Annotated in this window: 11 protein-coding genes and 1 pseudogene; 9 read left to right on the forward strand and 3 right to left on the reverse strand. The window is 63.4% G+C overall.

Features of this window, described 5'->3' with window-relative positions:
• The first annotated feature begins 7 nt into the window (after positions 1-7).
• Together AC1Q6Z_RS13405 and AC1Q6Z_RS13410 are read left to right on the forward strand one after the other, a co-directional pair.
• Complete coding sequence (locus tag AC1Q6Z_RS13405; protein WP_492648178.1) at positions 8-901, forward strand: sugar phosphate isomerase/epimerase family protein; 894 nt, start codon at positions 8-10, stop codon at positions 899-901.
• Between the two features lie 126 nt (positions 902-1027).
• Entirely contained in the window at positions 1028-1969 is a 942-nt protein-coding gene (locus tag AC1Q6Z_RS13410; protein WP_492648179.1) for a bifunctional helix-turn-helix transcriptional regulator/GNAT family N-acetyltransferase, read from the forward strand.
• Positions 1970-2044: 75 nt separating this feature from the next.
• Here the strand turns inward: AC1Q6Z_RS13410 and AC1Q6Z_RS13415 are convergent.
• From AC1Q6Z_RS13415 to AC1Q6Z_RS13425, 3 genes and pseudogenes are all read right to left on the reverse strand, one after another.
• Positions 2045-5131, reverse strand: a pseudogene (locus AC1Q6Z_RS13415) (efflux RND transporter permease subunit).
• On the reverse strand, positions 5128-6204 hold the full coding sequence (locus tag AC1Q6Z_RS13420; RefSeq protein WP_492648180.1) for an efflux RND transporter periplasmic adaptor subunit: 1077 nt from the start codon (positions 6202-6204) through the stop codon (positions 5128-5130). Before AC1Q6Z_RS13420 ends, AC1Q6Z_RS13415 begins: the two are co-directional and overlap by 4 nt.
• A gap of 87 nt (positions 6205-6291) precedes the next feature.
• On the reverse strand, positions 6292-8928 hold the full coding sequence (locus tag AC1Q6Z_RS13425; protein ID WP_492648181.1) for a glycosyltransferase family 39 protein: 2637 nt from the start codon (positions 8926-8928) through the stop codon (positions 6292-6294).
• A gap of 241 nt (positions 8929-9169) precedes the next feature.
• On the opposite strand from AC1Q6Z_RS13425, the gene AC1Q6Z_RS13430 reads away from it, so the two are divergent.
• The 7 genes from AC1Q6Z_RS13430 (at position 9170) to AC1Q6Z_RS13460 (ending at position 18538) form a co-directional block, all read left to right on the forward strand.
• Positions 9170-9316, forward strand: coding sequence for a MipA/OmpV family protein (locus AC1Q6Z_RS13430; RefSeq protein WP_492648182.1), 147 nt, complete (start codon positions 9170-9172; stop codon positions 9314-9316).
• 99 nt (positions 9317-9415) lie between these two features.
• Positions 9416-10171, forward strand: coding sequence for a response regulator (locus tag AC1Q6Z_RS13435; RefSeq protein WP_435265559.1), 756 nt, complete (start codon positions 9416-9418; stop codon positions 10169-10171).
• The gene (locus tag AC1Q6Z_RS13440; RefSeq protein WP_492648183.1) at positions 10168-11556 is read left to right on the forward strand and encodes a HAMP domain-containing sensor histidine kinase; all 1389 of its coding nucleotides are present in this window, start codon (positions 10168-10170) and stop codon (positions 11554-11556) included. Before AC1Q6Z_RS13435 ends, AC1Q6Z_RS13440 begins: the two co-directional genes overlap by 4 nt.
• Before the next feature lie 515 nt (positions 11557-12071).
• Entirely contained in the window at positions 12072-13220 is a 1149-nt protein-coding gene (locus tag AC1Q6Z_RS13445) for a patatin-like phospholipase family protein (RefSeq protein ID WP_305111206.1), read from the forward strand.
• A 48-nt stretch (positions 13221-13268) separates the two neighbouring features.
• The gene (locus tag AC1Q6Z_RS13450) at positions 13269-14123 is read left to right on the forward strand and encodes a DUF3313 domain-containing protein (protein WP_256116695.1); all 855 of its coding nucleotides are present in this window, start codon (positions 13269-13271) and stop codon (positions 14121-14123) included.
• Positions 14124-14246: 123 nt separating this feature from the next.
• Positions 14247-15473: an efflux RND transporter periplasmic adaptor subunit gene (locus AC1Q6Z_RS13455; protein ID WP_492648184.1), complete on the forward strand. Its 1227-nt coding sequence runs from the start codon at positions 14247-14249 to the stop codon at positions 15471-15473.
• Positions 15473-18538, forward strand: coding sequence for an efflux RND transporter permease subunit (locus AC1Q6Z_RS13460; protein WP_492648185.1), 3066 nt, complete (start codon positions 15473-15475; stop codon positions 18536-18538). The genes AC1Q6Z_RS13455 and AC1Q6Z_RS13460 overlap by 1 nt, the downstream gene beginning before the upstream one ends.
• Positions 18539-18643: the final 105 nt, after the last annotated feature.

Here is an 18643-nt window from a genome sequence, read left to right on the forward strand (position 1 = left end):
GGACAGCATGAACAAGCTTGGGCTGCACGCCAATGTTTGGGTGCGCGACTGGAGCCGCGAGGAATGCGTTCTCGCGGTCAACAAGACCGCCGAACTCGGCTTCGACATCATCGAAATCTCCGCGCCCGACCCGAAGGCCATGGACATCGCCTTCACCGCAAAAGAGTTGCAGAAGGCGGGCATTAAGGCCAACCTGTCGCTCGGCCTCGATGCCGCAAGCGACATATCGAGCGGTGATCCGGACCGCATGCGTGCCGGCGAGACGCGGCTGCGCGAGGTCATCGCCGCTGCCGCCGAACTCGGCTCGTCGCATGTCTGCGGCATCCTCTATTCCGCCTTCCAGAAATACAGCGAACCGCCGACCGCCGCCGGCATTGCCGGCGCCGTCGACGTCCTGTCGCGCATCGGTGAGGAGGCCGCCCGGCACGGCATCACGCTCGGCCTCGAAGTCGTCAATCGCTACGAGACGAATGTGCTCAACACGGCCGGTCAAGGCGTCGAACTCTGCAAGCGGATCGGCCTGCCCAACGTCAAGGTCCATCTCGATTCCTACCACATGAACATCGAGGAAGCGGACGTAGAGATGGCAATCGTCGATGCCGGCGAGCACCTCGGCTACTTCCACATCGGCGAATCCAACCGCGGCTATCTCGGCGCCGGCTCGGTGGATTTCGTGGCGATCTTCAACGGGCTCGCCCGGATCGACTATGCCGGCCCCATCGTCTTCGAATCCTTCTCCTCCACCGTCGTCGGCCAGCCCCTCTGCGGCATCCTCGGCATCTGGCGCAACCTCTGGACGGACGGCGAGGACCTGGCCCGCCACGCGAAGGCCTTCATCATGGCGCACCAGCAGTCGGCCAGGGAAATCGGCAAAGAAGCGGCGAGATCGACTCTTCCGTAAGGATTGCGCGCCGTCGCCTCCGATGTGTCTAGCGGCTGTCTCCTTAGGCAAACTTCGAAGTTCTGCGTCCTTGCTTTCTCAATTAATATAGTTGTATCATGCAACCATATTAATTGAGAGTCCTGAATGATCACCTCCCCACGCCTGGTTGAAGAAATCCGCGCCGCCTCGCGTTCGATGGTGCGCGAATGGGGGTTTATGGGCGGCGATTTTGCTGGGACGGATCTGTCTCCGTCGGCCGTCCATGCGTTGATCGAGATCGAACAGGGCGGCATGACCGCGCGAGAGCTTGGGGTTCGCCTTCGTCTCGAAAAGTCGAGCGTCAGCCGGATGCTGCGCAAGCTGGTGGAAGCTGGCGATGTCAGCGAGGATGCGGGGGAAGAGGACGGCCGCGTCAAGATGCTTTCGCTGACACCCGCCGGCAGACAGCGCGTGCAGGCGATCCATGCCTATGCGGGCGCGCAGGTTGCCAATGCCCTCGGCCATTTGAAAACGGGGCAGGAGCGCACGGTGCTGGATGGTCTGCGGCTCTACACGGCGGCACTTGGTGCTGCGGCCGGCGAAGGGATTGCGGCTCCCGCCATCGAGATCGTCCAGGGATACCAGACCGGCCTCATCGCCCGCATCACCCAAATGCACGCGCTCTATTATGCAAGGACATCCGGTTTCGGCCAAAAGTTCGAGAGTGTCGTTGCCGGCGGCCTCGCTGAATTCTGCAACCGTTTGGAAAGCCCCCGCAATGCGATCTGGACCGCGACGCGTGGTGGCGAGATCATCGGCTCGGTTGCGATCGACGGTGAGGACCTTGGCGAAGACAAAGCGCACCTGCGCTGGTTTATCGTCGATGAGGGTGTGCGTGGCGGCGGCGTGGGCCGCAAGCTGCTTTCCGCCGCGCTCGGTTTCGTGGACGAGCAGGGTTTCGCGGAAACGCATCTCTGGACGTTCAGCGGTCTTCTGGCTGCCCGCCACCTGTACGAGGCTTTTGGATTCAGGTGTACAGAAGAACAATCTGGCGCTCAGTGGGGCAGACAGGTCATGGAGCAACGCTTCGTCCGGCCGCGTCTGTGACGGCAAGCCCTGCTTACGACATCGGTCACACCACCGCCTTCTTCTCGGGCACGCAGGGTGCGTTCGCCGAAACGGTCACGCTCGGCTGCGAGCATGGTCAAACGGCGCCACTTTCGTAACCCCGACAAGCCGCTTGAGCATCTCAAGGACATCGTCGACGAAGGTGAAGATAACCGGGATGACGACGAGGCTGAGCAGGGTGGAGGTCATCAGGCCGCCGATGACGACGATTGCCATCGGCTGGCGGAAGCTTCCGTCGCCGCCGCTGAGGCTGAGCGCCACGGGCAGCATGCCGCCGGCCATCGCGATCGTCGTCATGACGATCGGGCGGGCACGCTTGTGGCAGGCGTCGACGAGGGCGTCGAACCGGGACAGACCGGCGCGGCGCGAGACGATCGCGTATTCTACCAGCAGGATCGAGTTCTTCGTCACCACGCCCATCAGCATCAGCAGGCCGATCACCACCGGCATGGAGAAGCCGGTTCCGGTGACGACCAGCGGCAAGAGGGCGCCGCCGAGCGACAGCGGAATCGCCATGAGGATCGTCAGCGGCTGGAGGAAATCGTGGAAGAGCAGGACCAGGACGGCATAGATGCAGAAGACGCCGATCGCCATGGCGATGGCGAAACTGCCGAAAAGCTCGGAGCTGCGCTCCAGCTCCCCCTGTTCGACGAGTTTTACCCCATCGGGAAGGTCGCGAAGTGCGGGCGCTTCCTGGGCCTCGCGATAGACGTCGCCCAGGAAGCGCCCGTTCAGTTCGAGAGACAGCGTCACGTTTCGTGACCGGTCGATGCGGCTGATCTCCGACGGGCTGCCGCCGATGCGGATATCGGCGACGGAGCCGAGATCGACGCTGCCGCGGCTACCGGAAACGCGGATGTTGGCGATATCGTCGAGTGTCGTTCGATTGCCGGGATCGAACCGGACGCGGATGGCGAGTTGTCGTTGCGGCAGGTTGAGCTTGGCGAGTGCGACGGCGTAGTCGCCATTCGTCGCGACGCGAACCGCGTCAGAGATCGCCTCCGCTGTGACGCCGAGGGCCGCAGCGCGGTCGAGATCCGGGATGATCTGGATTTCGGGCGCCTGCAGGGCGGCGCTGGAGGTGACCGCTCCGATGCCCCGGAGCGTGCGCAACTGGTCTTCTAGCGCGCCGGCGGTCCGGTCGAGTGCATCGGGATCGTCGCTGGCAAGCGTGATCTGAAGCGTCGTGCCGTTGCCGCCCGTGCCGACCTCCACCCTGATGCCCGGAAGAACGGCGAGGGCCTGGCGGATGTCGTTTTCGATTTCGCTCTGCGTGCGCTCCCGTTCGCCGATTTTCTTGAGGTCGACGACGAGCGAGGCCGTAGCCGTATCGACGGTCGTGGACGCATCGAGCAGGTCGCCGGATGAGACGCTCCCGACGGCGGAGAACACACGGGTGACGCCGGGCAGGCCGGACACGATTTCCGCTGCCCGCCGCGTGGCCCTGTCCGTCTGCTCGATCGTGCTGCCGGGTTGCAGTGTCAGGGTGACCTGCGTCTGCGCATCGTCCGACGCGGGCAGGAAACTGGTGCTCAGCAATGTGATCGTCGAAAGCGAGAGGGCGAGAAAGATGCAGACACCAAGGATCGTCAGCTTGCGATGGCCGAGGCAGGTCTTCACGAGCGCCATATAGGTGCGCATGATCCAGCCGTCTTTTACAGAGACGGGATGCGCCTTCATCATGTAGGCGGCCATCATCGGGGTCAGCAGGCGTGCGACGAGCAGGGAGGCGAGAACTGCAACGGCGGCCGCCACGCCGAACTGGCGGAAGATGAGGCCCGGAATGCCGCTCATGAAGGCGGTGGGCAGGAAGACCGCGACGAGCGTGAAGGTCGTGGCGATGACGGCAAGGCCGATCTCGTCCGCTGCTTCGAGGGCCGCTTGCTTCGGCGTTTTGCCCATTTGCAGATGGCGGGCGATGTTTTCGATCTCGACGATCGCGTCGTCAACGAGGATGCCGACCACCAGCGAAAGCGCCAGCAGCGTCACCGTGTTCAGGCTGAAATCTGCAAAATACATGACGAGGAAGGTCGGAATGACGGAGAGCGGCAGCGCGACCGCCGAGAGGAAAGTCGCCCGCCAGTCGCGCAGGAAGAGCCAGACCACGACGACCGCCAGGATCGCGCCCTCATAGAGCATGTTCATGGAGCCGTCGTAGTTTTCGACGATCGGTCCGATCGTGCTATAGGCCTCGACGATCTCGACATCGGGATTGGCGGCGGAAAAATCCTTCATCGCCGTTTCGATGGCGGCTGCGACGCCGGTGTCCGAAAACCCGTTCGAACGCTTGACTTGGACGGCGATCACGGCTTCGCCGTCGAGATAGGCGATCGACGACCGGTCGGCAAAGCTGTCCGTCACGCTGCCGATCTCGTCGAGCCGCACCAGTTGGCCACTCGGAAGCGGGATGGGCAGCGCCTTCAGCGCCTCGATCGAGGACACGGCGCCGAGCGTGCGGATCGCCTGCTTGGCCCCGCCGATCTCCGCCCGGCCGCCGGAGGTGTCAGACTGCATCGACCTCAGACGATCGGAAACAGTCGCCGCGCTCAGATCGAGCGAGGCCATGATGCCGGCGTCCAGATCGACATGCACCTCGCGGTCGACACCGCCGAGCCGGCTGACCTCGCCGACACCGGGGACGGCGAGCAGCGCCTTCGTCATGTCATTGTCGACGAATCAGGAGAGTTCCGTCTCGTCGAGCTGGGTGGAACGCACCGCATAGGTGAGGAGAGGCGAGCCCTGCACGGTGACCTTCGTCACGCCGGGCGTCTGCATCTGCGAAGGCAGGTCGCCGCTTGCGCTGTCGACGGCGTTGCGCACCTCGTTCAGCGCCGCCTCGCTGTCCTTCTCCAGCTGGAAGGAGACGGTGATGGAGACCGAGCCGTCGGTGATCGTCGTCGTGATGTGGTCGAGCAGGCTCAGCGCGGCGAGCTTGTCTTCGATCTTGCGTGCGACTTCCGTTTCCAGCTGGGCGGGTGCCGCGCCTTCGAGCGTGGCGTTGATCTTGATCGTCGGCAGCACCATGTCGGGAAAGTTCTGCACCGCCAGCCGGTCAAAGGCGAGGAGGCCGCCCGCGGTCAGCAGGATGAACAGGAGTATGGCGGGAACGGGATTGCGGATCGACCAGGCCGAGACGTTCATCGGATGGTTTCCTCCACCCGGACGAGTGTGCGGTCCGAGAGAAACGCGCCGCCGGCCGTCACGACATCGGCCGCGCGATCGGCGCCGGAGAGGATTTCCACCTCGTTGTCCTTGCGGCGTCCGGTCTCCACGCGGATGCGGGATGTGCGCCGGCCCGCATCCACCGTGAAGAGGTAGCTGATGCCGTCCCGCAGCACGAGCGCCGATTCCGGTACGGTGAGGGCCGGCGTGCTATCGAGCTCGATCTGGCCGGTGGCGTAGAGGCCGACGGGCGGGCGGGCCTCGGAAGGCAGCGTGACATAGGCGAGCGCGCGTCCGGTATCGGTGCTGACCGTCGGCCCGACGAGCCGGACGGTTCCCTTCACGCGTCGGCCATCGGGACCGACGATCGTGGCGGTCAGGCCCGCCTTGATGCGCGGCAGATAGCGGGCGGAGACTTCCGCCTGCCATTCGACGCGCTGCTGGCGGATGAGGCGGAACAGCTCCGTGCCGGACGAAACGACGGCGCCAAGCTGGGCGGAGCGCGACGTGATCAAGCCGTCGTCGGGCGCCACGATGATCGTCTGGGCCAGCTTGATCGCCTGGCTGTCCAGCAGGGCTTGCGCCACGTCGACGCCTGCCGTCGCCGTCTGTTCGGCGATCAGATATTCGGTGATCTTCTCATCCGAGAGCGCGCCGCTTGTCTGCATCCGGCGAGCCCGGTCGGCATTGGCCTTTGCCTTGGCGAGGTCCGCCCTGGCGCTTGCCAGCGCCGCCTCTTCCTTGCGCAGTTCCGCCCGCACGGCCTCGTCGGCAAGCCGGACGAGGGGCTGTCCCTTGGAGACCACCGAGCCGACGTCGACAAGCACATCGGTCACGCGCAGGCCGCCGGTCTCCGCGGCGACGATCGCCTCGTGCCAGGGTTTCAGCCAGCCGCTGGCCGGCACCGTTTCGGGCCATTGGCGTTCCACGGGTTTTGCCACGGCGACGGTGAGTGCGACCGCCGCCTCATCCTGTGGCGCGAGCGCGGCTTCGGCGGCAGAAACGGGATTCACGCCGAGGAAAAGCGCAAGAAAAAGAGGTGTCGGTCGCATCGTGCGGGTTTCCTTTCGATTTTTGGGAAGGCTCGCACGGATGTAGCGGATCGCATGTGAAGTGCGGTCAAGTTCGGTTAAGATAGATTAAGTTGGCTGGCGAAATCCGTAGCCCACGCGATAGAAGAACGTGCCCGCCACGCTGCCATTCTTCTGCACGGCCCGTCTCTCGACGGGGCCGATAGTGTCGAACCACTTTGCGAACCCTTCGCCGGAAACGCTGTTTTCCTTCAGGCCGTACAGGATGACGACGCGGCCTGCGGATGCCTTCCCGGCGTGCCAGGTGGCGAACATCAGGCCGTTCTGTCCGAAAAGATTCTGGCTGGTGATGTCGTCCAGCGCCGTTCGCCCCTGGCCGTAGAAGCGAAGCTGGCTCGCGATATTGTAGGCGTCCATGCCGACGAGCAGCGGCGAATATCCGGTTTCGGCTGCGACCTTGGCCCTGATCTGCTCGGCGCCGGCGGAAAATTCCTCCCAGGCGACCGGCAGGCCACGCAAGGTGCCGGAATAGCCGATGAAAGGAAGGCCCAGCGCCAGGTAGTGCAGGAACAGGGCGAAGCAAAGGATGCTCGTCGCCGTGCCGACTTTCAACGCCGCGACCAGCCGTGCCCTGCGGCCTTGTTTCACGGCGTCTGCAACGATCTTCGCCATCGCCGGCAGCAGGGCAAGCCAGAGCGGCCCGGTCCAGTTCAGCTTGACGCCGTGCAGCAGGCTGAAACCAAGGAAGACGGACAGCGGGACGAGGGTGAAGACAAGGATGAATGTGGCAGCACCGCGCATGGCGAGATGGTCGGCAAGCCGCGGAAGTCTGGCCATCGTGATGCCTGCCAGTGCGAGCCCGACGGGACCAAGCAATGCCGTGATGAACATCGAAAGCGTGTGCGTGGAGAAGCGGATATCCGCCAGCCATCGCCGGCTTCCCTGGAATTGGAAGGACGCCCAGTCGTGGGTGGCGTTCCAGAGGATCACGGGCGAAAACAAAGCGACGGCGATGGCTGCGCAGAGATAGGGCCATTTCGACAGGAACCAGTGCCGGGATTGCGGATGGATGATCAGGAAAACGATCGTCGCCGGCCCAAGCAAGGCGATCGTGTATTTCGACAACATGCCGAGGCCGATGCAGATGCCCACCCCGAGCCAGGCTCTTCGGCGCCGTCCGATCAAGGCGCGCTCCAGAAAATACAAGGCTCCCGCCCAGGCAGCCGTCAGCGGCGCGTCCGGCGTCATGACGGTGCCTATCGCAAAGAAGAACGGGAGGATGGACACGAGCAGCAGGGCCAGGAAGGCCGATGTGCGGCCGAACAGGTTGTCGGTAAGGCGAAAGAGGAAGAACGCCGTCAGCAGCCAGCACAGGATTGCGCTTGCACGCACGCCGAACTCGGAGTCTCCGAAGATCGACGTGCCGAGCCATATCAGCCACGCGACCATCGGCGGATGGTCCAGATAGCCTAAGGCCGGATGCTGGGCATAATTCCAGTAATAGGCTTCCTGCGGGATGAGGTCGATGCTGCCCTGGTAGACGATCCGGATCATGACGACATAGACGGCAACGGCGACTGCGGCGAGTTTCCAACGGGTCGTCGACGGCAGGAACGTATCGCTGCGGAAGACATAGAATTCGTTTCCGACGTAGCTGACGATACCGCCGCCGGCGATGCCCAACATCAGCACCCACAGGAAGGGAAGCCCGAGGTCCGAGGCTGTCGCGATGAAGCCGCCGCGCATCGCCAGGGCCAGCACGGAGAGAAGCAGAAAACGCGCGAACCGCGTGCTGTTGCCTGCGCGGTCTTTGAAGGACCATTCCGCGTGGGCCAGGTAGTTGAAGAGGGCCGCAAAGCAGAAACCGGACATGTGCGCGACGGTGATGTCGGCGCCAAGAATGCGCATCATCGATACGATGGCGAAATCCAGCACGAAGCCGGCAAAGCCCACCACCGCAAAACGATGAAAGGTGTCCGAGGTGTCCGTTCCCCTGGAAAACCGCACCAGCTGGCCGAGATAGGCCGCGAACTGGCGCGCGCCGATCTTCGATTTCCCCTTGACCCGGTCGGTGAAGAAGATCGGGACCTCGGTGACCGTCAGCGCGTCGCCACCGGCGAAAATTGCCTCCAGTCCGATCTTGAAGCCTTCGGCATGGGAGCCGGCGGCCAGCAGGCGGTCCCGCTTCACGGCGAAAAAGCCCGAAAGCGGATCGTTCACGTCGGTGAAGGGCGAGGCGAATGCGCCGCCGAGCCGGGAGAGAAGGCGGCGGTGGAGCGGCCATCCGACGGTGCGCCCACCTTCGACATAGCGGCTGCCGACGGCCATGTCGAAGCGCCCGGACGAGAGAGGGCGAACGAGATCCGGAATGGAGCTCGCCGGGTGGCTGCCGTCCGCGTCGAGAACGACGAGGATTGGAAACCGCGCCTTTGCCGCTGCTGAAAACACATCCTCCGCCAGTCCGCCGGGACCGTCGTTCCTGACCAGGCGAACGGGGTGCCGCCTTTCCCAGCGGTTCGCGCTTTCGCATGTGCCGTCGGTCGATCCGCCATCCGTGACGATGATTTCGAAATTGAAGTGTTCACGCACGCTGTCGACGATGTCGCCGAGGATGCGGTCGATGTTCTCCGCTTCATTCAGCGTCGGCACGATGATCGAAACGGCGGGGCGGATGTCCTGGACATCCGATAGCTGGAAGGCCTTGACGTGTTCCGACTCATGCGACGGCATCCGATATGAAAACATGGAGCTCTCCGGGCAATGCAAACGCGCTGTCGGCAATTCGACGACGCCATTGCCTGGAACTAGCCGCTCCCCCGGCAGCATGGTTTTAAGACTTATTAACGTTTGCTCGGAGTTGTTGCCTTGGCAGGTGCGGGAGAAACATCTCTTAACAAGACAAAACCCATCCCAAAGCGAATCCCCACCAATGTTCGCCCCGCGGCCCCTGCGGCCTGTAGAATGCTAACGCACCCAGGAGTGAACATTGTCTTCCGAGACAAAACAGACGGGCAACTGGTTCGTAAGGAGCCAGACGGAACTCGTCATCCTGACCGGCGGTGCGAAAAACAGCCCCATCGTCCAGAAAGACACCCAGCCGTCCGTCATGATGTTCGTGGGCTACAAGTTCTGAGGCGCGGCAACGGCGGAGCCGCAGCAACAAAAATAAACACAATTGTTGCTGACAGCCACGATGGCGAGCGGGATAGTCTTTGCCGGGAGGGCGACAGGAATGGCTGAGGTCATGAACAACACTGCGAGCAATGTTCTCGCCCAGGCGTCCGCCCGCATCCTCGTCGTCGAGGATGACCGCGATATCGCGAGCATGCTCATCGAGCTTATGCGGGAGGCTGGATACGCCGCCGAGGCGGTCGGTTCGGCGCTCGAAATGGACCGCCTGCTGAGAAAGAAGGAGTTCCAGCTTATCATCCTGGATGGAATGCTGCCGGGTGAGGATGGCTTCAGCATCTGCAGGCGAATCCGGTCGTCCGATACGATACCCATCCTCATGCTGACAGCCCTTTCGAAAGAAATCGATCGGGTCGTCGGGCTGGAGCTGGGCGCGGACGACTATGTCACGAAGCCGTTCAATTCCAGGGAGTTGCTGGCAAGAGTAAAGGCGCTCCTGCGGCGTTCGTCCTATTCGATGCAGGTCAAGCCGAGCCTGGAAAGCATGACATTCGCCGGTTGGCGGATCGACCCCGTCACCCGCGAACTGACCGACAGCGACGGCGTGCATGTGTCGCTCACCACGGCGGAATTCGATGTGCTGCTCGTCTTCTGCCAGAACCCGCGGCGCGTCATGACGCGGCAGGACATCTTGACCCGCACGCATGCCGGATCCGCCGGGCCTGTAGAGCGCAGCATCGACGTGCATGTCAGCCGCGTCCGCCAGAAGATAGAGCCGAACTACAAGGACCCGACTTTCATTAAAACCGTTCGCCTCGGCGGCTACATCTTCACGCCGGAGGTGGAGGTAGAGACATGATCGACCGCTTTCGCAAGGCGTCCATACGGTGGCAGTTCATAGCGGTGGCGTTGTTTCCGATCCCGGTGATCATCGTGTTTATCATTGCCATGCTTCCCGAGCCTCTCATTTTCTACAATGAGAAGCTGCTGATGGTCAGGCGCACGCAAATCGAGATGATCGTCACGCAGTTCAGGAATGCGGGCGACAATCCCGAGGTGCAGGATCTCGTGCGCTCCAGCGCGCCTCTCGGCCTCGAATTGACGGTCGTGCCGTGGAGTGCCGCGAGCGAAGCGCAGGCGCGCGAGGAGGATACCCATGCCGTCTCGGACGAGCTGCGCCGCCTCCTGCCTGACGATTTCGAGGCGGTGGCGCTGCAAAACCCGCCGGGAAGCGAGCGGCACAATTCGGTGGCGGTGCGCCTTGATGCCAAGCGTGCCCTCGTCATCGGCTTCTCCAAGGCCTACGATTCCCCCTCGTTTCTCAGCCTGGTTCTGGAATTCGTCGCCAAGCTCACCATCCTGATGCTGCCGATGCTTCTGCTGGTGCTCTACATGGGGCGCATGATCACGTCGCCTCTCGTGCGTTTTGCGGATGCGGCAAAAAGATTGCGCCTCGACGACAACGAGGATGAGCTGTTCACGGCCGAAGGCGCCAAGGAACTCCATACGCTTGCGACGTCGCTCAACAACATGCGGCGACGCATTCGTAAAATGGTCGACGACCGGACGCGGATGCTGACGGCCGTGAGCCACGATCTGCGAACACCGCTGACCCGGCTGCGCATGCGCGTGGAGCGCTCCAGGGACCCGGCATCACGCGACGCGATGCTCGCGGATATCGACACGCTGACCACCATGATCGAGGAAAGCCTGCAATATCTGAGCAGCAATGCGACCGCCGAGCCGATGAAAAAGGTTGACATTTCCAGCCTGCTGCAGACGATCACCTCGGGATTCTGGGATCTCGGCCATACGGTGCGCTACAGCGGACCCGAGCGGCTCGGATATCTGTGCCGGCAAAAAGCGCTTGTCCGCGCGATCACCAACATCGTGGAGAATGCGGTGCGGTTCGGCACGGTCGTCAGCGTCGAACTGCGCAGCAATCCGCAAGGCGGCGCGGTGATCACCGTGAGCGACAACGGCCCCGGCCTTGAAGAAGGGCTTGAGGAAAAAGTGCTGGAGCCCTTCTTCAAGGCCGACGAGGCGCGGTCGCCGAATTCCAATAGCGGTTTCGGATTGGGGCTTTCGATCGCCGACGAAGTCGTAAAAGGCCATGGCGGTTCGCTCGCAATGGAGAATATCCTGCCGCATGGCCTGCGCGTAACGATACATCTGCCGGCGATCCAGGCCATCTCGGTTCAAAGCAGCACGCGCTTCGTCGCCAAAAGGAAGGCCATCGCCTAAGCCTCCGGCCTTGGCGAAGCCCTCTCCCGTGCGACCATCCCCGGAAAGGCGCAGGCGTGCCTCTCGGCCGCCCGGGCACGGGCTGCGTCGCGCAGCAGTTGCCGCATCTGCCTCAAGGACACTCCGTCTGCCCGCATCATCTGCCGGATGAGCGGGTCCTTCAGGATCTCTGCCATCGTCATTTCGCGCTCGGCCATCGTGATCTCCGTTCTGCTGCCGTTTGGATAGCCGCGGCACAAAACCTCGCGATGTCAAAACGGGGACGAAACCAAGGCGTTTGGTGAAGTTTTGTTGCCAGGCGCCAAAAGCCGGTGCGCGCCAATATCTCTTAACAACACGAAACCCAAGGCAATGATGAATCAGACCTAATGCCATCAGATGCGATTTCGAAGGAAGTTTGGCATGACACAACGGCGGCCTGCTGCGGCTGAAAACCAAAGCTCTATCGGCGCTCGACAGCCGTTTTCTTTCTTCACCTGAGAGCGGTGAACGTGCTTCGATGCATTGCCATCCTCATGCTGGTTTTCCTCGCCGGCTGCGTGGCGCCGGACCGCATCGCCTACGGGCCGCGTGCCGCGGCCAACGCGACGATCGAGGGCTTCGAGCATATCCGCATCTATGCGGATACCGGGCGAGACCTGCCCGATGCGCGGGGTTGGCTGCCGGTCCCGGCCCGCAACGAAATCAACTATCTCGTCCTGTCCGGTGGCGGCGCGGGCGGCGCCTTCAGCGTCGGCGCGCTGAAGGCCTGGTCGGATAAGGGCGGGCGACCGCAGTTCGACATCGTCAGCGGTGTCAGCACGGGCGCGCTAATTGCGCCTTACGCTTTCCTCGGCTCCGCCTACGACGACACCCTCGTCGACCTCTATACGAGCGGCGTCGCAAAAGAGCTGATCGATGCGGACTTCCTGCCGAAGGGCCTGCTCGGCGCGAGCCTCCTGAAGCAGGCGCCGCTTCGCACGATGGTGGAGCGCTACCTGACGCGCGACATTCTGGCGAAGATCGCTGCGGAGCATCGCAAGGGTCGGCGCCTGCTTGTCCTGACCTCGAACCTCGATTCCCAGCGGGCGGTGATCTGGAACATGGGCGCCATCGCCAATAGCGGCCGGGCCGATGCCCTGAAACTGTTCCAGGACGTCATCATCGCCTCGGCAAGCATCCCCGGCCTCTATCCCGCCGTCCTCATCAAGGCGACATCCGAGGGCAGGGCATTCGAGGAGATGCATTCCGACGGCGGTTCGGCCTCCCAGATCCTCACGATCCCCGAAGGCTGGATGGCAAGCTCCGACAAGGTCGACTGGCCAAAAGGCTTCAAGTTCAACATGTTCATCATCGTCAACAATACGCTCATTCCGGAATTCTCGACGACGACGAACAACACGTTTGCCGTCATGGCGCGGGCGAATTCCGCTCTCATCAAGGCGCAGACGCGCAGCGCGCTGCTCGCCACCTATGTCTATGCCCAGAAGACCGGCATCCGGTTTCATGTGGCCTCGATAGATACGCAGGTCCCATACAAGATGACCGACCCGTTCAACACCAACTACATGCGCGCCGTCTACAATCTTGGTTATGCAAAAGCGGCAAGCGGCAGCCTGTGGAAAGACAGGCCGTCCTTCAGCGAGCCGTTGAGGATCGCCCAGCCGTTGGAGCAGGCGCCATAAATGCACCGGCCCGTCCTCACTTTAAAAAATACCGACAGGAGACTGAAAATGCTACCTCTTTCCCTTGGCCAGCACCGAGTGTTCGGTGCCGCGCTTCTGCCCTGCCTCGTCGTGTCGATCCTTGGCGGGTGCGCCTCGGTGCCGCTGGAGCAGGCGAATTCGCTGGCATCCTATGAAGGCCTCACGCCGGTCGACGGGCGCCTGAGAAAGGCGAAGTATAAGGCCGTGCCCGGTGACCTCGGCACGATCCGCACGGTCTACATCGAGCCGACCCGGATCTCGCCGACCGCCGCACTGTCGACCCAAAAATCCTCGGAACAAGCCCTGGTGGCGAACGCCATCAGCCGCGCGCTGTGCATCGGCGTCAGCGACCGGTTCGCGGTCGTCGAGCGGAAGGAGGATGCGGACCTCGTCGTCCATGCCACCATTGTCCGCATCGTGCCGACCAATCCCACGGTCGCCGGCGTCTCGACGGTCGCCTCGCTCGGCTCCTCCTTCGTGCTTCCCGTGAGCGTGCCGAGACTGCCCTTCGGCCTCGGTGGGCTCGCCGTCGAGGCCGAGGCGACGACCAGGGAGGGTAAGCAGCTCGGCGCCATGGTCTGGGCCAAGGGTGCGAATTCCCTGACCACGGATGCGCGGGTGTCCCAGGTCGGCGATGCCTATTCGCTCGCAAGCAGTTTCGGCAACGATTTTTCAAAGATGCTCGTCACGGGCAAGACGCCGTTCAAGGGCCTGCCGAAGCTGCCGTCCTCGCAGAAGCTGAAATCCAATCTGGGCGGCAAGCCCAAATATCTTGCATGCGAACGGTTCGGCCGGGCGCCCGGCCTGAAGAATTTTGCCGGCGCGCAACTCGGCATGCCGCCCTCCTGGACCGACAAGGCGGGCGCGGAGCAGAAACGCTAGCACGCGCTGCCCAAACGCAATCTTTCGTAATGCGATGAAACACCGGCAGCGTCCTGGATCGGTAGCCTTTGATCCGGATCATGCCGGGGCGATGTGCCTTCGGATCAATCGGAAGGTGGTTTCATGCGTGAAAAATCCAGCTCACATTCAACGCGCGCCCGTCTGCTGCTGGGCGTCCTGCTGCTGTCTTGCCCCGTGACGCTGAAAGCCCAGGAACAGATGCCGGTGACCGTCGTCGTCGCCCGGCAGAGCACGGTGACCGAGCAGGTTTCCGTCATCGGCTCGGTGGTGTCGCGCGAGGAAGTGCAGGTGCATTCCTTCATCCAGGGGCAGGAGATACGGCAGATTCTCGTCGAGGTCGGGCAGTATGTCGAAAAGGGCCAGCCGCTCGCCGTGCTCGACACGACCGACGCCCGGATGCGGCTCGATCGCAATGCCGTCAGCATGCTGCGTGCCAAGGCCGCTGTCGCGGTGGAGGCCGCCCGGGTGGATGTGGCGCGGGTGACGGAAGCGGAAACCGCCAGCGTTTTCGAGCGCAGCCGCGTGCTGCATGCCAGAAACGTCATCTCGCAACAGGTCTTGGACCAGCACCGCAACGCCCATGAGAGGGCGGCGGCCGAACTGGGCCTGGCGCGTCAGTCTCTGGCCCTTGCGGAGGCGGAAGCCGCTTTGGTGACCCGCGAACGCGCGGAAATCGAGCTGACGATCGAGCGCAGCACGGTGCGGGCTCCGATGGCCGGGCTCATCCTCAGCCGCACGGCACGCCTCGGCGCGATGACGTCGGACGCCGCCACGCCGCTGTTCCTCATCGCGGAGGAGGGGAGCATGGAATTCGTCGCCTCCGTGGTGGAAACGAATTTCGTTCGCCTGCAAAATGGCATGCGCGCGGCCGTGACCCTTCCCGGCCACGAGGATCCCGTTTCCGGCACGCTGAGGCTGAAGGCCGCGCAGCTCGATCCCGCGACCCGCAGCGGTCAGGTTTATATCGCGCTCGACAGGCGGGAAGGCCTCACACCCGGCGTTTTCGCGCAGGGACGCATCGATGTTTCCGAACGCCAAAACATTCTTCTTCCGGGAAGCGCGGTCAAAACCGTGCGCGGCGCGGACACGATCTTCGTCGTAACGGAAGGCGCGGTGGATGTCAGGCCCGTAACGGTGGGTGCCCGTCAGGGCGGCCTGGTGGAGATCACGCGCGGCGTCGATGACGGGGAGATGGTGGTCCTGAAAGCGGGCGGGTTCCTGAAGGCGCAGGACAGGGTTCAGCCGGTCGTCGCCACGCTGGATGTCGCTCCGGCGGACAGACTGGCGGCCTCGCTGCCGAGCGTCGATGAAACGAGGGAGATCCGGTGATGAACGCCAATATTTCCGCCTGGGCCATTCGAAACCCGCTGCCGTCGTTCCTGCTCTTCGTGGTGCTGACCGTTGCAGGGCTCTACAGTTTCTCCCGGTTGCCCGTCACCTATTTCCCCGCGATCGTCACCCCGCTCGTGCGCATCACCGTCGAGCAGTCCGGCGCCACGCCGGTCGAACTCGAAACCGAAGTGACGCGGCCGATCGAAAACGCGGTCGCATCCCTGCCTGCCGTCAAGGAACTGACATCGACGGTCGACCAGGGCCGCTCGGTGACCACCGTCGAGTTCGAGCTCGGCCTGGTCTCGCCCGACCGCGCGATGGACGATGTCCGGGATGCGGTAGCGCGCGTGCGGGGCGACCTGCCTGATGGCATCGACGAGCCCGTAATCGAACGGCTGGAAGAGGAAGCCCAGTCCGTCGTCACCTACGCCGTTTTCAGCCAGGACATGACGGTCTCGGACCTGTCGTGGTTCGTCGACGACGTGGTGGCGCGTGATCTCCAGGGATTGCGCGGCGTCAGCCGGGTTGAGCGCATCGGTGGCGGCGACCGGGAGATCCGCGTCGAACTCGACGCCGACAAATTGCAGGCGCTGGCACTGACCGCCGGCGCGGTCAATGAAACGATCCGCCAGAGCCAGCTCGAGCGATCGGGCGGGCGCCAGGAGATCAACGGCCGCGAACAGGTCCTGACGACCGCCGCCTCCGCCGAGACCGTTTCGAGCCTTGCCGAACGACGTCTAGCGCTTGCCGGAGACAGTTCCGTGCGGCTTGCGGACATTGCAAGCGTTCGCGACACCATCGCCGAGCCGCGGTCCTTTGCGACCTTGAACGGTGAAGAGATCGTGAGCTTTGCCGTCTCGCGCTCGCAGGGCGCCAGCGAGGTAGGGGTCGCGGAAGTCGTTGCTGCCGCCGTCGCGGAACTGGCGGCGAAGAGCCCGGCCGTCCAGTTCCGGCTGGTGGATGACAATGTCTCCTACACGAAGGGCAATTACCGCTCGGCGATGAACACCTTGCTGGAGGGCGCAGCGCTTTCCATCGTCGTGGTGTTCCTGTTCCTGCGCGACTGGCGGGCGACCATCGTTGCCGCGGTGGCGCTGCCTTTGTCGATCATCCCGACCTTCTTCGCGATCGACCTTCTTGGCTTTTCGCTCAACATTCTCAGCCTGCTGGCCATCACGCTGGTGACCGGGATATTGGTCGACGATGCGATCGTCGAGATCGAGAATGTCGTCCGCCATCGCAACATGGGCAAATCCGCCTATCGGGCCGCGCTCGACGCTTCCGATGAAATCGGGCTTGCCGTCATCGCGATTTCCGCGACCATCATCGCTGTCTTTGCGCCCGTCGGGCTGATGAGCGGCATCGTCGGCCTCTATTTCCGTGAATTCGGCCTGACCGTCGCCATCGCCGTGTTCTTCTCCCTGCTGGTCGCCCGGCTGATAACACCCATCCTCGCCGCCTATTTCATGATCAGCCGCGCCCGAACGGAGGCGCGCGACGGTGCCATGTTGCGGGCCTACCAGAGCCTGTTGAGGGTGAGCCTGCGCTGGCGATGGGCGACGATCGGCGGCGCTTTCGGCCTTTTCGCGCTCTCCGTCATGTCGCTTGCATCGGTGCCGACGGCCTTCCTGCCGGAGGAGGACATGGGCCGGCTGACGCTGACTGTCGAGCTGCCGCCGGGCGCGACGCTGGAAGAGACCCGCGCCATCACCGATGAGATCGCGGCTCGCGCGGGTGCATTTCCAGAGGTCGAGGGTGTTTTCGCACGCGCAGGGGCGAGCATGAACGGGCAGCAGGATCTGCGCTATGCGGTGATCCTCATCGACCTCGTGCACAAGACGAAGCGGGACCGCTCCTCCTTCGCTGTCGAGGCGGGCATGGAAAACAAGCTCGCCTCCATCGCCGACGTGCGCCTGAGGTTCCTCAACAATCGCGGCGGCCGCGACCTGTCCTTCGCTGTTCTGGGAAGCGATGGAGAAGCGGTGCAACAGGCCGCCGATGCCATCCTGAACGAGATGTCCGGCGACCCGAGCTTCGTCAAGCCCGCAAGCGACAATGTCGCCACGCGCCCGGAACTGCGCATGTCCGTGTTGACCGACAAGGCGGCGCTGCTTGGCGTAACGCCCGCCGCGATCGCCGACACGATCCGCCTCTCGACGATCGGCGACACAGACAGCAGGCTGGCGAGCTTCATCGACGGCTCCCGCCAGATCCCGATACGCGTCGTGCTCTCGCCTGACGCACGCGACCGGCTTCCGATCCTGCAAATGTTGTCCGTGCCATCAGACAAGGGCAACCATATCCCCTTGTCCGCGGTGGCGGACATCGGCTTCGACGAGACGGTCGCCGCGATCGATCGTTTCGATCGCCAGCGCCGGATCGAGATCGGCGTGGACCTGAAGGACGGCATGACATCGGGACAAGGCCTCGACCGGCTGATGCAGCTGGAGAGCGTGAAGGCCCTTCCCGAGGGTGTGCGCCTCCAGGCGACCGGCGATTCCGATTCCGAGGGTGATGTCTTCGAGAGTTTCTTCGTGGCGATGGGATCGGGCATCATGCTGGTCCTCATCGTGCTGATCCTGCTGTTTCGCAGCGTTCTGGCGCCATGGACCATCCTCGCCTCGCTTCCGCTGTCGATCGGCGGCGTGGCCGCCGGGCTTCTCTTCAGCGGCAATGCGATGTCGCTTCCCGTGGTCATTGGCATCCTCATGTTGATGGGCATCGTGACCAAGAACGCCATCATGCTGCTCGATTTCGCGATCGAGCGCGAGGCGCATGGGCTTTCCCGCACGGAGGCCATCGTCGAGGCCTGCCTGGAGCGGGTGCGCCCCATCGTCATGACGACGCTTGCGATGGTGGGTGGAATGGCGCCCTCCGCCTTCGGATTGGGCGACGGCGGCGAGTTTCGCGCGCCCATGGCAATCGCCGTCATCGGCGGGTTGCTGGTGTCCACGGTGCTGTCGCTGATCGTGATCCCGTCGCTGCACCTGGTCATGTCCGGCCTGGGCGACCGCGTGAGCCGGACGTTCGGACCAATGGTCCGCCCGGCCGAGACGCAATAAGGCGTACAACTTCTTAATCCGTCGAAACAAATCTTTAAGCCGGTGCCGCCACGCCCGTGGGAAGGAAATCCATCGACTTTCCTTCAAGCACGGATGTTGCGACAT

This window comes from Shinella sp. GW835-FHT14H05, from assembly GCF_058793575.1.